This window comes from Bacillus sp. KS1 (genome assembly GCF_020075515.1).
Classification (GTDB): domain Bacteria; phylum Bacillota; class Bacilli; order Bacillales; family Bacillaceae; genus Bacillus; species Bacillus velezensis.
In genome coordinates this window covers 1-19,916 of sequence record NZ_JACAWW010000021.1, presented here as the reverse complement: position 1 = coordinate 19,916, position 19,916 = coordinate 1, and the positions used below count along the sequence as shown (strand labels likewise).

17 protein-coding genes, 1 tRNA gene, 2 rRNA genes, 1 other RNA gene and 1 other annotated feature are annotated in these 19,916 nt (G+C 46.5%); of the genes, 6 read left to right on the top strand and 15 right to left on the bottom strand.

The window, feature by feature from the left end; genetic code table 11:
- Positions 1-249: 249 nt before the first annotated feature.
- The 7 genes from HWY38_RS16670 to tadA all read right to left on the bottom strand — a co-directional run bounded on the left by HWY38_RS16670 (position 250) and on the right by tadA (position 4,432).
- Positions 250-513: a pro-sigmaK processing inhibitor BofA family protein gene (locus tag HWY38_RS16670; RefSeq protein ID WP_003150686.1), complete on the bottom strand. Its 264-nt coding sequence runs from the start codon at positions 511-513 to the stop codon at positions 250-252.
- A gap of 60 nt (positions 514-573) precedes the next feature.
- On the bottom strand, positions 574-798 hold the full coding sequence (locus tag HWY38_RS16665) for a YaaL family protein (protein ID WP_007408755.1): 225 nt from the start codon (positions 796-798) through the stop codon (positions 574-576).
- A gap of 18 nt (positions 799-816) precedes the next feature.
- On the bottom strand, positions 817-1,413 hold the full coding sequence (gene recR, locus HWY38_RS16660) for a recombination protein RecR (RefSeq protein WP_007615147.1): 597 nt from the start codon (positions 1,411-1,413) through the stop codon (positions 817-819).
- Positions 1,414-1,427: 14 nt separating this feature from the next.
- Positions 1,428-1,751, bottom strand: coding sequence for a YbaB/EbfC family nucleoid-associated protein (locus tag HWY38_RS16655; RefSeq protein WP_029326155.1), 324 nt, complete (start codon positions 1,749-1,751; stop codon positions 1,428-1,430).
- 24 nt (positions 1,752-1,775) lie between these two features.
- The gene (dnaX, locus tag HWY38_RS16650) at positions 1,776-3,467 is read right to left on the bottom strand and encodes a DNA polymerase III subunit gamma/tau (RefSeq protein WP_003150701.1); all 1,692 of its coding nucleotides are present in this window, start codon (positions 3,465-3,467) and stop codon (positions 1,776-1,778) included.
- A gap of 133 nt (positions 3,468-3,600) precedes the next feature.
- An RNA gene (gene ffs, locus HWY38_RS16645) (signal recognition particle sRNA large type) lies at positions 3,601-3,865 on the bottom strand.
- A gap of 84 nt (positions 3,866-3,949) precedes the next feature.
- Entirely contained in the window at positions 3,950-4,432 is a 483-nt protein-coding gene (tadA, locus tag HWY38_RS16640) for a tRNA adenosine(34) deaminase TadA (RefSeq protein WP_224182229.1), read from the bottom strand.
- A gap of 82 nt (positions 4,433-4,514) precedes the next feature.
- On the opposite strand from tadA, the gene HWY38_RS16635 reads away from it, so the two are divergent.
- The 4 genes from HWY38_RS16635 (at position 4,515) to dck (ending at position 7,790) form a co-directional block, all read left to right on the top strand.
- Entirely contained in the window at positions 4,515-5,066 is a 552-nt protein-coding gene (locus HWY38_RS16635) for a cysteine hydrolase family protein (protein WP_224182228.1), read from the top strand.
- A 71-nt stretch (positions 5,067-5,137) separates the two neighbouring features.
- On the top strand, positions 5,138-6,421 hold the full coding sequence (locus tag HWY38_RS16630; RefSeq protein ID WP_101670800.1) for a LysM peptidoglycan-binding domain-containing protein: 1,284 nt from the start codon (positions 5,138-5,140) through the stop codon (positions 6,419-6,421).
- Positions 6,422-6,516: 95 nt separating this feature from the next.
- Positions 6,517-7,140, top strand: a complete 624-nt coding sequence (gene dgk / locus HWY38_RS16625) for a deoxyguanosine kinase (protein WP_224182227.1) — start codon at positions 6,517-6,519, stop codon at positions 7,138-7,140.
- Positions 7,137-7,790: a deoxyadenosine/deoxycytidine kinase gene (dck, locus tag HWY38_RS16620; RefSeq protein WP_007615132.1), complete on the top strand. Its 654-nt coding sequence runs from the start codon at positions 7,137-7,139 to the stop codon at positions 7,788-7,790. The genes dgk and dck overlap by 4 nt, the downstream gene beginning before the upstream one ends.
- Before the next feature lie 131 nt (positions 7,791-7,921).
- Here the strand turns inward: dck and HWY38_RS16615 are convergent.
- Positions 7,922-8,014 (bottom strand) — tRNA-Ser (locus tag HWY38_RS16615).
- Between the two features lie 216 nt (positions 8,015-8,230).
- On the opposite strand from HWY38_RS16615, the gene HWY38_RS16610 reads away from it, so the two are divergent.
- Positions 8,231-9,376, top strand: a complete 1,146-nt coding sequence (locus HWY38_RS16610; RefSeq protein ID WP_224182226.1) for a glycerate kinase — start codon at positions 8,231-8,233, stop codon at positions 9,374-9,376.
- Between the two features lie 10 nt (positions 9,377-9,386).
- Here HWY38_RS16610 and serS read toward each other — a convergent pair whose 3' ends face one another.
- The 5 genes from serS to guaB form a co-directional block, all read right to left on the bottom strand.
- Positions 9,387-10,664 (bottom strand): serine--tRNA ligase, encoded by a 1,278-nt coding sequence (serS, locus tag HWY38_RS16605; RefSeq protein ID WP_007408744.1) that lies wholly within the window; start codon positions 10,662-10,664, stop codon positions 9,387-9,389.
- Positions 10,665-10,718: 54 nt separating this feature from the next.
- Positions 10,719-10,931, bottom strand: a binding site (T-box leader).
- Between the two features lie 52 nt (positions 10,932-10,983).
- Positions 10,984-11,574: a pyridoxal 5'-phosphate synthase glutaminase subunit PdxT gene (gene pdxT / locus HWY38_RS16600; RefSeq protein WP_007615126.1), complete on the bottom strand. Its 591-nt coding sequence runs from the start codon at positions 11,572-11,574 to the stop codon at positions 10,984-10,986.
- A gap of 20 nt (positions 11,575-11,594) precedes the next feature.
- Complete coding sequence (gene pdxS, locus HWY38_RS16595) at positions 11,595-12,479, bottom strand: pyridoxal 5'-phosphate synthase lyase subunit PdxS (protein ID WP_003150714.1); 885 nt, start codon at positions 12,477-12,479, stop codon at positions 11,595-11,597.
- Between the two features lie 196 nt (positions 12,480-12,675).
- Positions 12,676-14,007: a D-alanyl-D-alanine carboxypeptidase gene (gene dacA / locus HWY38_RS16590; RefSeq protein WP_003150715.1), complete on the bottom strand. Its 1,332-nt coding sequence runs from the start codon at positions 14,005-14,007 to the stop codon at positions 12,676-12,678.
- A gap of 152 nt (positions 14,008-14,159) precedes the next feature.
- The gene (gene guaB, locus HWY38_RS16585) at positions 14,160-15,626 is read right to left on the bottom strand and encodes an IMP dehydrogenase (RefSeq protein ID WP_003150717.1); all 1,467 of its coding nucleotides are present in this window, start codon (positions 15,624-15,626) and stop codon (positions 14,160-14,162) included.
- Positions 15,627-15,746: 120 nt separating this feature from the next.
- On the opposite strand from guaB, the gene HWY38_RS16580 reads away from it, so the two are divergent.
- Positions 15,747-16,697 carry a YaaC family protein gene (locus HWY38_RS16580; protein WP_088037587.1) on the top strand — a complete coding sequence of 317 codons (951 nt, stop codon included), beginning with the start codon at positions 15,747-15,749 and terminating at the stop codon, positions 16,695-16,697.
- 44 nt (positions 16,698-16,741) lie between these two features.
- Here the strand turns inward: HWY38_RS16580 and rrf are convergent.
- Positions 16,742-16,857 (bottom strand): 5S ribosomal RNA (gene rrf / locus HWY38_RS16575).
- Positions 16,858-16,907: 50 nt separating this feature from the next.
- A 23S ribosomal RNA gene (locus HWY38_RS16570) occupies positions 16,908-19,837 on the bottom strand.
- Between the last annotated feature and the right edge of the window lie 79 nt (positions 19,838-19,916).

Below are 19,916 nucleotides of genomic sequence, written 5' to 3'. Positions count from 1 at the left end.
AGTAGTTTGACTGACTACGCACATCGCTGTGCGATTTATTTAAAACTTTGAATTAACAGGTACGTTTTGTCTTGTTTAGTTTTCAAAGAACTTTGTCCGCCGCTCTTGAAGCGACTTAATTATCTTAACACATCAGTGTTAGTGCCGTCAACAACTTTTTAAAATTTCTTTTTCAAAAAATCGTTTCGTCATCAGCGACGTATATTAGAATACCACCCTTAATCCGACATGTCAACAATAATCGACAAATTAAATGATGAAGCGTTTAATGACTATCAAAGCAGCGATGCCGGGAATCCCCAGAATCCCGCTGATGCCCGTTGTAATCAGGTTAACAGGGATATGAATACCGAGACTGCCTCCGAACAAGTTCACACCCACCAGCAAAATCGCGCCGGCAATAAACTTAATCGCAGTCACACCAATCCATCTTAAAGGTTTTGAAGATACTCCCCATAAAAAAAGCAAAGCAACCAGACCGACAATCAAACCGATAATGAAAAAAGGCTCCATGAATCTTCCCCCTCGCTTGTTTAGTACAAGCTTATGAGAAGACCCCGGAGAATAGACCTTTTACTTCCATCTGCTCATTTTCAAATTCCGCTGCTTCGCTTCTTTCAAATAAAAAAAGTACTTAGATTCAGCGACTTTCAGCTCAAACAACACCTCAGCGGAGGGCTCGAGACTTTTCTCGACCAGACTCTTCTGTCTGTTCCATTCTTCTTTTTGTTTAAAGAGCTGTTCTATCAGCTTCTCGTCAAACTCTTTTCTTAATGTATTTCTGCGAAGAAAACCCATGCCTTGCTTTTTCCTCCCTTACAATTCACGTCTTCCTTCAAGAGCTTTTGAAAGAGTGACCTCATCAGCATATTCCAAATCACCGCCGACGGGCAGACCGTGGGCAATACGGGAGAGCTTGATGCCTGAGGGCTTTAACAGCCTTGATATATACATCGCTGTTGCTTCCCCTTCAATATTAGGGTTGGTTGCGAGAATAACTTCTGTCACTTGATCATCCTGAAGACGTTTCAGCAGCTCCGGAATCTTAATATCCTCCGGGCCGATGCCGTCCATTGGTGAAATCGCGCCGTGAAGAACATGATACTGGCCGTTATATTCCTTCATTTTCTCCATTGCGATCACATCCTTAGGGTCCTGCACGACACAAATAACAGACTTATCCCTTCTTGTGTCCTCACATATATAACAAGGGTCCTGATCTGTAATATGTCCGCAAATCGAACAATATGTCAGGTTGCGCTTCGCATTTACTAATGCTTTCGCGAAATCTAATACCACGTCTTCTTTCATACCTAGAACAAAAAAAGCCAGACGAACCGCTGTTTTCGGTCCGATCCCTGGCAATTTCATAAAGCTGTCAATCAGCTTTGATATTGGTTCAGGATACTGCATGTTTATTTATCCCCCTAGAATAAACCCGGTATGTTCATTCCTTTTGTAAATTGTCCCATTGTCTCATTCGTCATGTCATCCACTTTTTTGAGGGCGTCGTTTGTTGCGGCAAGAATCAGGTCCTGAAGCATTTCGATATCTTCCGGATCAACGACTTCTTCTTTAATGGCAACGTCTACAACTTCTTTTTGGCCGTTGACTTTTACAGTCACCATTCCGCCGCCCGCTGTGCCTTCAAGCACTTTTTCAGCAAGCTCCTCCTGAGCCTTCGCCATATCCTTTTGCATTTTTTGCATTTGTTTCATCATTTTTTGCATGTTTCCCATTCCGCCACGCATATTCAATCACTCTCTTTCATCTTATTAGTCTTTTATTTCGATTAAATCCGCTCCGACAAGTTTTTTCGCCTCTGCAATCAGCGGATCTTCTTCAGCCGGTTCGTTTGATCCTTCACTTTCCTGCTGGTGATCATTTAAAAATTCTTCTCTTATTTTACCCCATTGTGCTTCCGGAACGCCAATCAAATCCATTCTTTTTCCGAGCATTGATTCGAGAATCTGTTCAAGATTTGTACGGACTCCGTTATTGTCTTCTGCAACCATTTTACAATGGATTTCGTATTTGAATTTAAGCACAAATGCCTTTTGAGCAGCAGCCACCGGTTCACTGTCATTCAAAAGAGCCGCATGAGACACCTTATTCTGCTGTTTCAGGTGTGCCAGCAGCTTGCCCCAGCTGCTTTTAAGCTGTTCAAGATCAGGTCTTGTGGCTTCCTTCAATATCTCATGAATTCTTCCGACCGGAGCTTTATAATGGCTTTTTCCGCCTTTTTGAGGACGCGGAGCTTCTTTCGGAGCGCTTTCCATCTGAACCTTCACACCGGAGGTTTTCAGCCTTTCTACTTCCTGCTCAAGCTGCTGGATCTTATTCATCAGCATGCCGACCTCAGGGATATCTCCGGCGGATTGCTGTGCCGTCTGGCATATTTTCACGACAGCCACTTCAAAAAAGATTCTTGGGTGGTTCGTCCACTTCATTTCCTGATGGCTTTTATTCAGGATATCAATCATCTCATATAAAGCGGGGGCCGGTATGTCACCGCTCAGATTCCGGAACGTTTCATCGACCTTCACCTTCTCCAGGACTCCTTCTAAACCGGGAGCGGCCTGGTACAAGAGCATATCCCTGAAATAGAAAATCATATCTTCAATCAGTTTGGCCGCATCTTTCCCCTGCTGGAGCAATTCATTCAGTGTTTCCAATGCCTCGGAAACCTGTTTGCGGTGAAGAGCAGATGCCAGTTTCCCAATATAGTGCTGAGAAACGGCTCCGGTAATGAGCAATGCGTCATCCACCGACAGCTCCTCGCCGCTGAATGATACGGCTTGATCGAGCAGGCTCAGCGCGTCCCTCATTCCTCCGTCCGCAGCACTCGCTATGATATCAAGGGCTCCTTCTTCCACCTTCAGCTGCTCTGCATCGACGATTGTCTTCATTCGTCCGACAATTGCTTTGGATGTAATCCGTTTGAAGTCAAAACGCTGACATCTGGAGATAATGGTTAAAGGAATCTTATGAGGCTCAGTCGTAGCTAATATGAAAATGCAATGTGCCGGCGGTTCTTCCAGCGTTTTCAGAAGCGCATTGAATGCGCCGATAGAGAGCATATGCACCTCATCTATAATATATACTTTGTAGGTGACGGCCGACGGGGCGAATTTTACTTTGTCACGGATGTCGCGGATTTCGTCTACGCCGTTATTCGACGCCGCATCTATTTCAATCACATCTGATATAGAGCCGTTTGTAATCCCCTTGCACGCCGCACATTCATTGCACGGTTCTTCTACGGGGGCGTGCTCACAGTTGACTGCTTTCGCAAATATTTTAGCTGCACTGGTTTTTCCCGTTCCCCGCGGTCCAGAAAACAGATATGCATGAGAAAATTTCTTTTGCAAAAGGGCATTTTGCAGCGTTTTCGTAATGTGTTCCTGTCCGACCACATCTTCAAACTGCTGAGGCCTAAATACTCGATATAAAGCTTGGTAACCCACAGGATGCGCCCTCCTCTGTTATTCATCATGTTTATTATACATGAACGTGCTTTTAACGCCAAAACCCGTTTTTCATATACGAAAAAACTCACCTGCCATAAACAGGTGAGTCTGAAATTTGATGATTGATTTACCGTGCACCTTCTGTCGATTCGCTACCCTAAGCGTTACTTAAGCAGTTAGCTCAGCCCAGGCAACCCTGCGGCACATGAGAGGTTTCACTTAATGCTGCTTCCTTCCGGACCTGACATGGTTCATGAATTCCCATTGCGCAGGACCCAGACGTCAACGCCACTTACTTAAGGCAGACCTTACAGTAAACGAACCTCGAGAAGGGATTCGGCCCCGCTAGAGCGGATTGCGGGTACAGGGCACCGCTACCTCCCCGCTTAGCACGGCAAAATAAATATCAAATTTTTATATGCGCACCATTCATGATGCACACATAAGTATATCTGCTTCAGGCAGAAAATGCAACCGTACTACTCAGACAACTTTTTCCTCATGTCTTTCTTTTGCCGGCGCAGCTTTCTGAAAAAAGCGCTGAGCATTTCTCCGCACTCTTCTCCGAGCACGCCGCTCACCACTTCCGCTTGGTGGTTGAACCGCTCTTCCTGCAAGAGATTCATCAGCGTTCCTGTACAGCCCCCCTTGGGATCAAATGCGCCGAATACGACCTTATCGACTCTCGAAAGCACGACGGCTCCCGCGCACATCGGACACGGCTCCAAAGTGACATAAAGAACGGCATCCTCAAGTCTCCATGTCCCCAGTTTACGGCACGCTTCGTCTATCGCCAGCATTTCGGCGTGGGCAAGCGACCTCTGTTCAGTCTCCCGCAGATTATGCGCCCGCGCCACGATCTCATCATGCAGAACAAGAACTGCTCCGATCGGCACTTCACCTTTCGCTTCGGCCCTCTTCGCTTCTTTTATGGCTTCTCTCATATAATATTCATCATTCATAGGTTCAAGCTCTCTTCTTAAGTTTTTTCATGTCTCATAAAGGTTAAAATAGGAATACCCCAGCAGAAAGGAGTTGCCGGTATTGTCTGAACCTAACAACACAGCCCTTCTGATTGTCGATATGATCAACAATTTTCAATTTGATATGGGCGAACGTCTTGCTGAAAAAACCAAACAAATTGTCCCCCGTATTTTATCATTAAAGAAGCATGCAAAACAAAGCAACTGGCCGATTATTTATATTAATGATCATTACGGGCTCTGGAAGGCTGATATTGATGCCATCAGGGAGGAATGCAGCAATGACAGAAGCGCCCCCATTATAAAAGATATTTCGCCTCAGCCGGATGATTATTTTCTCATTAAACCGAAGCATTCCGCTTTTTACGAAACGGCGCTTCACACCCTTCTGACCGAATTACAGGTGAACCGATTAATCATCACGGGGGTTGCCGGGAACATTTGTGTGCTGTTCACGGCCAACGACGCCTATATGAGAGAATACAGCATCACCATTCCGAAAGACTGCACCGCTTCCAATAACGACGAAGATAATGATTTCGCTTTGACCATGATGGAGAATGTTCTCTTCGCAGAAATAACCACGGAAAAACAAATTACCGCCGAAAAATAAACATGATCAGCCTCCTTTTTTCATATATTTGATAGCGGATATGAAAGGAGGCGTTTTTCATTCAGATCTATATAGTGAAACGGGGCGACACACTTTCCGCTATTGCGGCGCGCTACCGGACAGCCGCAAATGTCATTGCGGAAGCAAATAAACTGCCTAATCCAAATACATTGGTTGTCGGACAAACCCTTGTCATCCCGATTGAGGGTCAATATTACGAAGTGAAACAAGGTGATACTCTCGCGGCAATCGCCGGCCGTTTTCATATATCGGCCGCGGAGCTTGCGAGGGTGAACGGAATTCAGCCCGGCACCACATTGAGAGTCGGAACCCGCCTTTACATTCCGCAGCAGGCGAATAAGCCCGATATCGAATCAAATGCATATATAGAACCGCGGGGAACGAGCGTAAGCGCTAATCTGCAGCAGGCGGCAAGGGAGGCCTCTCCTTATTTAACATACCTCGGCGCATTCAGTTTTCAAGTGCAGCGGAACGGGACTTTAAAGGAACCGCCTCTGACCAATTTAAAAAGCATCAGTGACAGGCACAACACCACACTGATGATGATCATCACCAACCTTGAAAATGACGCATTCAGCGATGAACTCGGGCGGCTCATCTTGAATGACAATACAGTGAAAACAAAACTCTTTCAGGAAATCGTCGCCACGGCTAAAAAGCACGGCTTTCGCGATATTCACTTTGATTTCGAATATTTACGTCCACAGGACAGAGAAGCCTACAATCGTTTTTTACGTGAAGCGAGAACGATTTTTCATCGGGAAGGCTGGAAGATTTCAACGGCGCTTGCTCCGAAAACGAGCGCGACTCAGGCCGGCAAATGGTACGAAGCACATGACTATAGGGCACATGGAGAAATCGTCGATTTTGTCGTAATCATGACATATGAGTGGGGGTACAGCGGAGGTCCGGCTCAGGCCGTATCACCTATCGGCCCTGTAAGAAATGTCATTGAGTACGCGCTGACGGAAATGCCCTCTTCAAAAATCGTCATGGGCCAGAATATGTACGGCTACGATTGGACACTGCCTTTTAAACAGGGAACGACAGCCAAAGCCGTCAGTCCTCAGCAGGCAATCGCTCTGGCAGCACGCCATAAAGTCGACATTCAATATGACGAAACCGCCCAGGCTCCATTCTTTCGTTACACGGATGAAAATCAGAGACGGCATGAAGTATGGTTTGAAGACGCACGATCCATTCAGGCGAAATTCAATTTAATTAAAGAACTTCATTTAAGAGGAATCAGCTATTGGAAACTCGGCCTCTCCTTCCCGCAAAACTGGCTTTTGCTCGGTGATCAATTTCATATTGTGAAAGAGACGTTTCGTTAATTGGAAGCGTCTTTTTTCATGGGCTTTTCTGAGAGTGTGATACAATATAAAGGCCGGCAGCTGACGGATGTTTGCAGAATTAAGGAGGATTTTCAATGAACAGAGCCCCTTTTATCGCGGTAGAAGGTCCTATCGGGGCAGGAAAAACGACACTCTCTACGATGCTTTCTGAAGAGCTCGGTTTTCCTATGATTAATGAGATTGTGGAAGACAACCCTTATCTCGATAAGTTTTATGACAATATCGAGGAGTGGAGTTTCCAGCTTGAAATGTTTTTTCTATGTCACAGGTATAAACAGCTTGAAGACACCGACCGAGATTATTTAAAACAAGGACAGCCCGTTTTGTCCGATTATCATATTTATAAAAATGTTATTTTCGCAGAGCGTACATTGCACGGCCAAAAGCTTGAGAAATATAAGCAGATTTATCATCTGCTCACTCACGACCTGCCGAAACCGAATATTATTGTATACATAAAGGCAAGCCTGCCGACATTGCTTCAACGCATTGAAAAACGCGGGCGCCCGTTTGAGAAAAATATCGAACATCAATATCTGGAACGTCTCATTGCAGATTACGACACAGCCATCAAACAGCTTCAGGAAGAAGATCCGGATATATCTGTACTGACCATTGACGGTGATACTGAAGACTTTGTTTTGAATAAGACAGACTATGAAAGAATTGCCCGTCAGGTAAAGGAGCTTATTAAATGAAAGACATTCACATTCCAAACAACGCCATTATAACAGTAGCGGGAACGGTAGGAGTCGGAAAATCGACTTTGACCAAAGCTTTAGCAAAACGGCTCGGGTTTCATACCTCACTTGAGGAAGTGGATGAAAACCCTTATTTAGAGAAGTTTTATCACGATTTTGAACGCTGGAGCTTCCATTTGCAAATTTATTTTCTGGCTGAGCGGTTCAAAGAGCAGAAAAACATGTTTGAATCAGGCGGCGGATTCGTGCAGGACCGTTCGATTTATGAAGATACAGGCATATTCGCAAAAATGCACGCCGATAAAGGAACCATGTCGCTGACAGATTACACAACATACACAAGCCTGTTTGAGGCGATGGTCATGACGCCGTACTTCCCGCATCCTGATGTTTTGATCTATTTAGAAGGCGACCTTGAAAACATTATAAACCGGATTGAAAAGCGGGGCCGCGAGATGGAGCTGCAGACAAACCGCTCTTATTGGGAAGAGATGTATACACGGTACGAAGACTGGATCAGCGGTTTTAACGCCTGCCCTGTGCTGAAAGTACGCATTGAAGATTATGACCTTGAAGCTGATGAACAGTCACTGGAACCTCTGATCGAAAAAATCAGTCACGTGATCAACGAAAACAGAAATAAATAAAAATAGCAAAGCGATTTTCCCCGAACAGAGAAAATCGCTTTTTTTTGCATATAAAAAATCCGCTGCATCACATGCAGCGGACAAAACAATCTCCAATATATGCTCGAGTTTCATTAGGTTTAAAATCAATATGGCGGAGGAAGAGGGATTCGAACCCCCGCGGGCTTTGACACCCCTGTCGGTTTTCAAGACCGATCCCTTCAGCCAGACTTGGGTATTCCTCCGTATCGACATTTAATAATATACCACATGACCTAAATTTCAGTCAAGCGCTTTTTCATATTTTTTATTTCTTTTCTTAAACGCTTGTCCGTCAGCTTTACTATCATACAAAAGTCTTGCGTCCAATTCAACCTCAGTATGCCATACGGGCAGGAAATCACAGTAAAAACCAAGAATAGATTCAAACAGATAACCTGCTCATAAAGGTGGAGAACATAATGAAAATCATCATTGCACCCGATTCTTTCAAAGAAAGCATGACATCAAAAGAAGCCGCTGACAGCATAGAAAAAGGATTCAAAGCGGTCTTCCCTGACGCGGAATATATCAAGATACCCGCGGCCGACGGCGGAGAAGGAACCGTTCAGGCTTTGACGGATGCCACTGGCGGAAGCATCATCAAAAAAACTGTGACCGGTCCGCTGGGAGCGCCGGTAAACGCCGCATATGGACTTCTGGGAGACGGACACACGGCAGTCATTGAAATGGCGGAAGCATCGGGACTCCATCTCGTGCCCCGCCATCTCAGAGATCCGTTGAACACAACGACAAGAGGAACGGGTGAACTGATAGCAGATGCAGCTTCCCGCGGGGCGGGTGAGATCATCATCGGGCTTGGCGGGAGCGCAACCAATGACGGCGGAACAGGAATGGCGAGCGCGCTCGGTGTGCGTTTCTTAAATGAGGAAGGTCAGGAGATACCTGACGGCGGAGGCGCTTTGCACACCCTAGCTTCTATTGATATAAGCGGTCTCTCCCCTGAACTGAAACATATCCGTTTTCGCGCCGCATGTGATGTCGAAAATCCTCTGACCGGTGAAAACGGCGCGTCATATGTCTTCGGCCCGCAAAAAGGGGCGTCCGAGAAGACTAAAGTTGTATTGGATCGCAACTTACGCCATTTCGCTGACATATTGAGACGTCAGCACGATATCGAAGCGGATACCGTAAAAGGTGCGGGCGCCGCAGGGGGACTGGGCGCCGGACTGATCGCTTTCTTACAGGCAGAACTTCAAAGCGGGATTGATGTTGTATTAGATACACTGTCCTTCTCAGATCAGATAAGAGGCGCTGACCTTGTCATTACCGGAGAGGGGCAGATAGACGAACAAACGATATTCGGCAAAACCCCCGCCGGGATCGCCGCACGCGCATCTGCTCAAGAAATTCCCGTTATCGCATTGGCGGGCTCCTTAGGCAAAAATTTCGAGCATGTTTACAGCGCAGGAATAACAGCTGTATTTTCTATCGTGCCCGGCGCTGTAAGTCTTGAAGACGCCTTAGCATCCGGCCGTTTTAACCTTGAAAGCACAGCCCGGAATGCCGCCGCTCTATACCGGGCAGCAAAAAAGGCGCGCCTCTAGGGCGCGCCTTTTACGGTTTGATGACTTCTTTATTTCCCATATAAGGACGAAGCACTTTCGGAATGATGACACTTCCGTCTTCCTGCTGGTAGTTTTCTAAGATGGCAGCTACTGTTCTGCCGACTGCAAGGCCTGAACCGTTTAATGTATGCACATGCTCCGGCTTGCCTTTCGCTTCGCGTCTGAATCGAATGTTTGCGCGTCTCGCCTGGAAGGCCTCAAAGTTACTGCAAGAAGAAATTTCACGGTATGTGTCTTGGCTTGGAATCCATACCTCAATATCGTACTTTTTCGCGGCTGTAAAGCCGAGATCACCGGTACACATGCTCATGACACGATACGGCAGTTCGAGCAGCTGAAGCACCCGCTCGGCTTGATTTGTCAGTTTTTCAAGCTCCTCATAAGAATCTTCCGGCTTCACGAATTTCACAAGCTCAACCTTGTTGAACTGATGCTGGCGGATCAAACCGCGTGTATCACGGCCGGCAGATCCCGCTTCTGAACGGAAGCAGGCGCTGAATGCGGCATAATTGATCGGCAGGTTCTCACCGGATAAGATTTCATCGCGGTGCATATTTGTAATCGGCACTTCCGCCGTCGGAATTAAGAAATAATCCTCTTCTCTGATTTTAAAAGCATCCTCTTCAAATTTAGGAAGCTGTCCCGTACCTGTCATGCTCGTACGGTTTACCATATAAGGAGGAATAACTTCCGTGTAATCATATTCATCAACGTGAAGATCCAGCATAAAGTTGTAGAGCGCGCGTTCGAGGCGGGCGCCTAATCCTTTATAAAACACAAACCGGCTGCCTGTTACTTTTGAAGCGCGTTCGAAATCAAGAATGTTTAAATGGTCTGCGATATCCCAATGCGGTTTCGGCTCATATGAAAATGCCGGCGCCTCTCCCCACTTGCGAATTTCAATGTTATCATCTTCCGTTTCCCCGACGGGCACTGAATCGTGCGGGATGTTCGGAATGGACAGAAGGATGGTTTCGAGCGTCGTTTCGACAGTACGAAGCTCTTCATCAAGCTTCTTAATTTCTTCGCCCACTTCACGCATCTCTTTAATAATATGATCAGCGTCTTTTTTCTCCCGTTTCAAAACGGCGACCTGCTGAGACACTTCATTGCGTTTTCCCTTCAGTTCTTCTACTTTACCGATAAGCTCTCTTCTCTTTTCGTCCAGCTCTTCAAACTTGTCAAAGTCAGATAAGTCTTCGCCTTTTGGAATGAGCTTCGCTTTTACCTCTTGAAAATTGGCTCTCAGCACCTTCGTATCAATCATGCCTAACAACTCCTATCTGTTTTTATCGAAAATAAAAAAGAGCCCTCATCCCCTAGAAGGGACGAGAGCTCTCGCGTTGCCACCCTGATTGAAAACAAGCTCACACTTGCTTCCCGCTTTAACACATAACGGTTTTCCCGTAAATGCCTACTTGTTTTCAGCATTTCGCTCAAGGACGGATTCGGACAGCATCTTTCACCGATTCGCACCACCCATCGGCTCTCTTTGAAAGAGGGGCTCCCTACTGCTTCCTGTCAACGCTTTTCGATCTTTATTTGTGTTTATAATGTACTATAAGTATCAGCGGTTTTCAACTGTTTTATACAGCTGTTTCCTGCTTATGCTTTTCCGCCATCTTCACAAACAGCTCTGTCACCCGGTGATCATCCGTCAGTTCAGGATGGAACGAGCAGCCGAGGAAATTCCCCTGCTTTGCAGCCACGATGCGTCCGTTATGCTCACAAAGCACTTCAACATCTTCTCCGGCTTCTAAAATATGCGGCGCGCGAATAAATACACCCGTAAACGGCTCATCAAGGCCTTTAATCGTCAGATCAGCTTCAAAGCTGTCAACCTGACGGCCAAAGGAATTACGCTCGACAACAACGTTCAACAGCCCTAAATGAGCGTTATCCGTTCCCGCTATCTCTTTGGCTAAAATAATCAGACCGGCGCATGTGCCGAACATCGGCTTGCCTTGGGCGGCAAACTCGCGAAGCGGCTCCATAAAATGATACGTATCCATTAAACGCCGCATCGTCGTGCTTTCCCCGCCCGGCAGGATTAAGCCGTCGATATCATTCAGCTGTTCAGGACGCTTAATGACGACACCTTTTGAACCACATGCTTCAATTGAACGAATATGTTCTCTTACTGCTCCTTGAAGTCCAAGTACACCAATTGTTAACATGCTTCCAGCTCTCCTATGGTTTACCAGCCGCGTTCTTGCATACGCTGTTCCGGCAATAGATTTGAGATTTCGATGCCTTTCATTGCTGTGCCTAATTCTTTAGAAAGCTCAGCGATCAGTTTGTAGTCTGTGTAATGAGTCGTTGCTTCAACAATTGCTTTGGCGAATTTAGCAGGGTTGTCTGATTTGAAAATACCTGAACCGACAAATACGCCGTCAGCGCCAAGCTGCATCATCAATGCCGCGTCAGCAGGCGTCGCTACTCCGCCGGCAGCAAAGTTCACTACAGGCAGTTTGCCGTCACGCTTGATTTGAAGAAGCAGTTCATAAGGAGCGCCGAGGTTTTTAGCTTCAGTCATCAGCTCATCATCGCTCATCGCAACAACTTTGCGCACTTGCGCGTTTACTTTTCTCATATGGCGGACAGCTTCCACAATGTTTCCTGTTCCCGGTTCGCCTTTTGTACGAAGCATGGAAGCTCCTTCGGCAATACGGCGCGTTGCTTCGCCGAGATCACGGCAGCCGCATACGAACGGGACTGTATATTCATTTTTATTTAAATGAAATTCTTCGTCAGCCGGAGTCAGAACTTCACTTTCATCGATGTAATCTACTCCCATTGCTTCAAGGACACGCGCTTCAACGATATGTCCGATACGCGCTTTTGCCATTACGGGAATGGATACAGCATTCATTACTTCTTCAACGATTGTCGGATCAGCCATGCGGGCAACACCGCCAGCAGCGCGAATATCAGCCGGAACGCGTTCTAACGCCATTACGGCAACAGCTCCCGCCTCTTCCGCAATCTTCGCTTGTTCAGCATTTACAACGTCCATGATGACGCCGCCTTTTTGCATTTCCGCCATGCCGCGTTTTACACGATCAGTACCTGTTTGAGCCATTATTTGGTCCCCCTAGTCAATGTATAGTTAGATAATTTCTATCTCTTATTGTATCCCAGAAATACAATATTTCATATGGGTATTCTTATTTTACAGCGAGATGAATAAGATAGATATCATTTTTTACTAATAATTTGGTTTTTTCAGTATATTAAGCAAAAGAGCCCTAACTTTCATCAGAGCTCTTTCTTATTTCTTAAAACCAGCCTGTTACCGTGTCAACGGCGCTGTTCCAGATTCCGGAGAAGAATCCGCCGATGCCGCGCATCATCTGAACAAACCAGTTTGCTTTATCAACATCATTTTTCGTTACAAGATTCACGCTGAACTCTTTGGATTTGAGGAAGCCATAGTCTTTGTCACTGCCTTTGTATGTAACTGTCAGCGTTCCGACTTTCGTTCCCTTTTTCACAGGAGCCGTGATTTCTTTTTTATCTATAGTCACTTCGGCTTTATAGTTCTTTTCATCCCCGCTTTTCACAGGAATAGAAAGCGCCTTGTCAGTAACAATATCGACTTGCTTGTCTTTCCCTTTTTCAACGTCAACCGTTTTGTGCCCTTTTACTTGAGAGCCTTCAGGGTAAAGATCTTTCATTGAGAAATTGCTGTTAAATGCGTAATCGAGCATTTTTTTCGTTTCATCAAAACGTCCGGTATGCAGGTTGCCTTTTGCGTTTAATACAACGGTGATGACCCGCATTCCGTTCCGCTGTGCTGTGCTTGTAAAACAAGATCCCGCAGAATCAGTAGAACCCGTTTTTAAGCCGTCAACGCCAGGGTATTCAGAAACAAGACCTTTTAACATGAAGTTCCAGTTCGGCATGTCCATTTCATCATCAGTGCCGGCTCTGAATTTCGTTTTAGCGATGCTTGTTGTTTTGAGAACTTCCGGATAATCAGTGATCAGGCGGTCTGCAAGAAGCGCCATGTCTTTAGCAGAAACTTCACTCTCTTCTTTAACGCCTTCTCCTTGCGGCTGTTTGCCGTGAAGATCTTCATTCACAAGCCCTGTGGCATTTTTAAAATCATAGTTTGTCATGCCTAATTCTTTGGCTTTCGCATTCATTTCAGCGACAAATTTCGTTTCAGTTCCGGCAAGAATTTCGGCAACTGCAATCGCGGCTCCGTTAGCAGAGTAAATCGCCATGGCCTGATACAGTTCTTTAACCGTGTATTTGCCGTCTTTTCGAAGGGGGACGTTTGATAAACTGTTGTCTTGAGAAATTTCATAGACATAATCATCAGGAGTATACGTTTGATCCCATTTCACTTTTCCTTCTTTAATGGCTTCCAGAAGCAGATATTCAGTCATCATTTTTGTCATGCTGGCAATCGGCAGTCTTTTGTCTGCATTTTTACTGTATAAAATTTTTCCCGATGAAGCCTCAATCATTATCGCAGCTGATGCGTTGACATCAATCGGGTCATTGCCGGCTGCCTCCGCTTTAGACATCGGAACAAAGCAAGTTGCGGCCAGTGCCAGTACCACTAATGACACCAACAGCTGTTTCCATTTCGTGATGTTCAATCTTACGACCTCCGTCATTCATTTTAAATCTATAATTAAGCCGTTAAGGACATATTCAAATTCAAAACACAACAGTATAAATTTTATCACACTCGATATAAAAAAAATAGACAGAGTCAGCGACCCTGTCAAATGTTTTTTATTTGTAACAATTATGAGATTGTGTAGTTTGGTGATTCTTTCGTAATTTGGACATCATGCGGATGACTTTCGCGAAGACCGGCACCTGTCATACGGATGAATTGAGCCTCTTCTCTTAAAGCGCGCAAGTCTTTTGAACCGCAATATCCCATACCTGAACGAAGACCGCCGACAAGCTGATACACTGTTTCTTCTACAGGACCTTTGTACGGAGTCCGTCCTTCGATACCTTCAGGGACGAATTTCTTATTTTCTTCTTGGAAATATCGGTCTTTACTGCCTTTTTCCATGGCAGCAACAGAACCCATACCGCGATACACTTTAAATCTTCTGCCCTGATAGATTTCAGTCTCTCCCGGGCTTTCTGAAGTACCGGCAAGCAGGCTTCCGAGCATTACGGCATGTCCGCCTGAAGCCAACGCTTTCGTAATATCTCCGGAGAATTTAATACCGCCGTCTGCGATAATTGTCGCGCCGTGTTTTCTCGCTTCAGTGGCACAATCATAAATGGCAGTGATCTGCGGTACGCCTACACCTGCAACGACGCGTGTCGTACAGATAGAACCAGGCCCGATTCCCACTTTGACAATATTTGCTCCGGCTTCAATCAGAGCTTTTGTCGCTTCAGCCGTTGCAACATTTCCTGCGATAATGTTCAGTTCAGGATATGTTTCACGGATTTTCGCAACTGTGTTCAGTACGCCTCTGGAATGTCCGTGAGCCGTATCAACCACGATAACGTCGACATTCGCTTCAACAAGCTTGCTGACGCGTGTCATTGTATCGCCTGTCACGCCTACCGCAGCGCCGACAATAAGGCGTCCGTGTTCATCTTTAGATGAATTAGGGAATTCGATAACCTTTTCAATATCTTTGATCGTGATAAGACCTTTTAATTTGTTTTGGTCATCCACTAACGGAAGTTTTTCAATTTTATGTTTCTGTAAGATTTTTTCTGCTTCGTCTAATGTGGTTCCCACAGGAGCCGTAACCAGCTCTTCTTTTGTCATGACATCACTGATTTTCATTGAATAATCAGAGATAAAGCGAAGATCACGGTTTGTAATGATACCGACAAGCTTTTGATCGTCTTTATTATCTACGATCGGAACACCGGAAATTCTGTATTTCCCCATCAAATGCTCCGCATCGAATACTTGATGATCAGGTGTTAAAAAGAAGGGATTTGTAATAACGCCCCGTTCAGAACGTTTGACTTTGTCAACATGTTCAGCCTGCTGTTCGATGGACATGTTTTTATGGATAATGCCCAAGCCGCCCTGTCTGGCCATCGCAATCGCCATTGCTGATTCTGTTACTGTATCCATTCCCGCACTGATGACAGGAATATTAAGCTTTAACGTTTTTGTCAGTTCAACAGATAAATCCACATCACGCGGAAGTACGTCTGATTGAGCCGGTACGAGCAGTACATCATCGAACGTTAAGCCTTCTTTTGAAAATTTACTTTCCCACATTAGTAAATCCCCCTCTTTTCGGCAAAATATTATATGTAGATTATCAACTAGAAAACAGCATGTCAAGGAAGCGAAAAAGAGTTGAAATATTTAGATAAAGGAAAGGGTTTAAAAATACATATGAGAGATCATGAGTGGAAAGAGTTATCATTATTTTATTCCGTAGAATCTTCCCAGAAATTTCTAAACAAAGTCTATACAGAAAGCGGCATGGAAGAACCAAAACGATATGCGTTTAAGAACAGTGAGCGCTTCATATTCTTTATCAAACACGCCGAGTCCTTTTATAAGCAGGCATCTCTTTCTCCTTTAGAAATTAAGCCTATTCTGTTGTTTTACGGGATGTCACAATTGCTGAAAGCCTGCCTTCTGACCACAGATCCAAGCTATCCAAGCCACGCTTCAGTACTCGCGCATGGCGTGACTGCCCGGAAACGCAAAAAGCAAAATTACTCCTTTAGGGATGATGAAGTGAAGGTGCAGCGCAATGGCTTATGTATTCATGTAATGAAGCACTTATTCGGGATAGCTGGTCTTGAGGAAGAACGGTACACAATGAAGAAATTGCTGACAGCCATACCTGAATTGCATACTGTCTTTTACTTCCAAGAGAAAAAGAATTGGCTGACCCAAGTAGAGCTGAACGATGACCTTATTTCAGTGCCTGAGCATGCGGTGATTCATTACAATATGTCTGATTCCCGCTTTTCTGAATATATCAGCCATCATTTGAAGTGGTTTTTTCTGAGGAAAGACCATAACCACTTGGTTTTTGAGGCTGACCCGATAGACAGGGAACCTTGGTCTTCTCCAAATTTATTGTTTCACTTGGAGAAAAATCAATATTACATTCCCTCTCAGCGTGATCACTTCCTGCATCTTCCGGAAATGATTATTCATTATTTGGTTCTCTACAATATCGGGATGATTGCGAGATATGAAACGGAGTGGTGGTATGAACTGCTGACACAGCATGTCAGTGATGATTATGTGATGATCCGACGGTTCTTAGAGGTCACGGAACGCAAATTTCCGTATTACGTTTCTAATTTCCTGAAGCAATACTTGTAAACAAAAAAGGCAGCTCATGATGAGCTGCCTTTACCGTAATGATAGCTTGGCGGCGTCCTACTCTCACAGGGGGAAACCCCCGACTACCATCGGCGCTGAAGAGCTTAACTTCCGTGTTCGGCATGGGAACGGGTGTGACCTCTTCGCTATCGCCACCAAACCATTGAGAGTGTTCTCTCAAAACTAGATAACAGTAAGCATACATTCAAATTGGTTAAGTCCTCGATCGATTAGTATCTGTCAGCTCCATGTGTCGCCACACTTCCACCTCAGACCTATCAACCTGATCATCTTTCAGGGATCTTACTTCCTTGCGGAATGGGAAATCTCATCTTGAGGGGGGCTTCATGCTTAGATGCTTTCAGCACTTATCCCGTCCGCACATAGCTACCCAGCGATGCCCTTGGCAGAACAACTGGTACACCAGCGGTGCGTCCATCCCGGTCCTCTCGTACTAAGGACAGCTCCTCTCAAATTTCCTGCGCCCGCGACGGATAGGGACCGAACTGTCTCACGACGTTCTGAACCCAGCTCGCGTACCGCTTTAATGGGCGAACAGCCCAACCCTTGGGACCGACTACAGCCCCAGGATGCGATGAGCCGACATCGAGGTGCCAAACCTCCCCGTCGATGTGGACTCTTGGGGGAGATAAGCCTGTTATCCCCGGGGTAGCTTTTATCCGTTGAGCGATGGCCCTTCCATGCGGAACCACCGGATCACTAAGCCCGACTTTCGTCCCTGCTCGACTTGTAGGTCTCGCAGTCAAGCTCCCTTGTGCCTTTACACTCTGCGAATGATTTCCAACCATTCTGAGGGAACCTTTGGGCGCCTCCGTTACCTTTTAGGAGGCGACCGCCCCAGTCAAACTGCCCACCTGACACTGTCTCCCCGCCCGATAAGGGCGGCGGGTTAGAAGGTCAATACAGCCAGGGTAGTATCCCACCGATGCCTCCACCGAAGCTGGCGCTCCGGTTTCCAAGGCTCCTACCTATCCTGTACAAGCTGTACCAACATTCAATATCAGGCTGCAGTAAAGCTCCACGGGGTCTTTCCGTCCTGTCGCGGGTAACCTGCATCTTCACAGGTACTATAATTTCACCGAGTCTCTCGTTGAGACAGTGCCCAGATCGTTGCGCCTTTCGTGCGGGTCGGAACTTACCCGACAAGGAATTTCGCTACCTTAGGACCGTTATAGTTACGGCCGCCGTTTACTGGGGCTTCAATTCGCACCTTCGCTTACGCTAAGCGCTCCTCTTAACCTTCCAGCACCGGGCAGGCGTCAGCCCCTATACTTCGCCTTACGGCTTCGCAGAGACCTGTGTTTTTGCTAAACAGTCGCCTGGGCCTATTCACTGCGGCTCTCTCGGGCTTGCACCCTAACAGAGCACCCCTTCTCCCGAAGTTACGGGGTCATTTTGCCGAGTTCCTTAACGAGAGTTCTCTCGATCACCTTAGGATTCTCTCCTCGCCTACCTGTGTCGGTTTGCGGTACGGGCACCTCTCACCTCGCTAGAGGCTTTTCTTGGCAGTGTGGAATCAGGAACTTCGCTACTATAATTCGCTCGCCATCACAGCTCAGCCTTCACGGGAAACGGATTTGCCTATTTCCCAGCCTAACTGCTTGGACGCGGATATCCAATACCGCGCTTACCCTATCCTCCTGCGTCCCCCCATTGCTCAAATGGTGAGGAGGTGGTACAGGAATATCAACCTGTTATCCATCGCCTACGCCTTTCGGCCTCGGCTTAGGTCCCGACTAACCCTGAGCGGACGAGCCTTCCTCAGGAAACCTTAGGCATTCGGTGGAGGGGATTCTCACCCCTCTTTCGCTACTCATACCGGCATTCTCACTTCTAAGCGCTCCACAAGTCCTTCCGGTCTTGCTTCACAGCCCTTAGAACGCTCTCCTACCACTGTTCGAAGAACAGTCCGCAGCTTCGGTGATACGTTTAGCCCCGGTACATTTTCGGCGCAGAGTCACTCGACCAGTGAGCTATTACGCACTCTTTAAATGGTGGCTGCTTCTAAGCCAACATCCTGGTTGTCTAAGCAACTCCACATCCTTTTCCACTTAACGTATACTTTGGGACCTTAGCTGGCGGTCTGGGCTGTTTCCCTTTCGACTACGGATCTTATCACTCGCAGTCTGACTCCCAAGGATAAGTCATCGGCATTCGGAGTTTGACTGAATTCGGTAACCCGGTAGGGGCCCCTAGTCCAATCAGTGCTCTACCTCCGAGACTCTTACCTTGAGGCTAGCCCTAAAGCTATTTCGGAGAGAACCAGCTATCTCCAGGTTCGATTGGCATTTCACCCCTACCCACACCTCATCCCCGCACTTTTCAACGTGCGTGGGTTCGGGCCTCCATTCAGTGTTACCTGAACTTCACCCTGGACATGGGTAGATCACCTGGTTTCGGGTCTACGACCACGTACTCAATTCGCCCTATTCAGACTCGCTTTCGCTGCGGCTCCGCATCTTCTGCTTAACCTTGCACGGGATCGTAACTCGCCGGTTCATTCTACAAAAGGCACGCCATCACCCGTTAACGGGCTCTGACTACTTGTAGGCACACGGTTTCAGGATCTCTTTCACTCCCCTTCCGGGGTGCTTTTCACCTTTCCCTCACGGTACTGGTTCACTATCGGTCACTAGGGAGTATTTAGCCTTGGGAGATGGTCCTCCCGGATTCCGACGGAATTTCACGTGTTCCGCCGTACTCAGGATCCACTCAGGAGAGAACGAAGTTTTGACTACAGGGCTGTTACCTTCTATGGCGGGCCTTTCCAGACCTCTTCATCTACCTCGTTCCTTTGTAACTCCGTACAGAGTGTCCTACAACCCCAAGAGGCAAGCCTCTTGGTTTGGGCTGGTCCCGTTTCGCTCGCCGCTACTCAGGGAATCGCATTTGCTTTCTCTTCCTCCGGGTACTTAGATGTTTCAGTTCCCCGGGTCTGCCTTCTCATATCCTATGTATTCAGATATGGATACCACTCCATTACGAGTGGTGGGTTTCCCCATTCGGAAATCTCCGGATCAAAGCTTGCTTACAGCTCCCCGAAGCATATCGGTGTTCGTCCCGTCCTTCATCGGCTCCTAGTGCCAAGGCATCCACCGTGCGCCCTTTCTAACTTAACCGTTAAAAAGAATCACTACGTGATATCTTGCATTACTAATTGAATGTGAATTACTTCTGTTATCTAGTTTTCAAAGAACA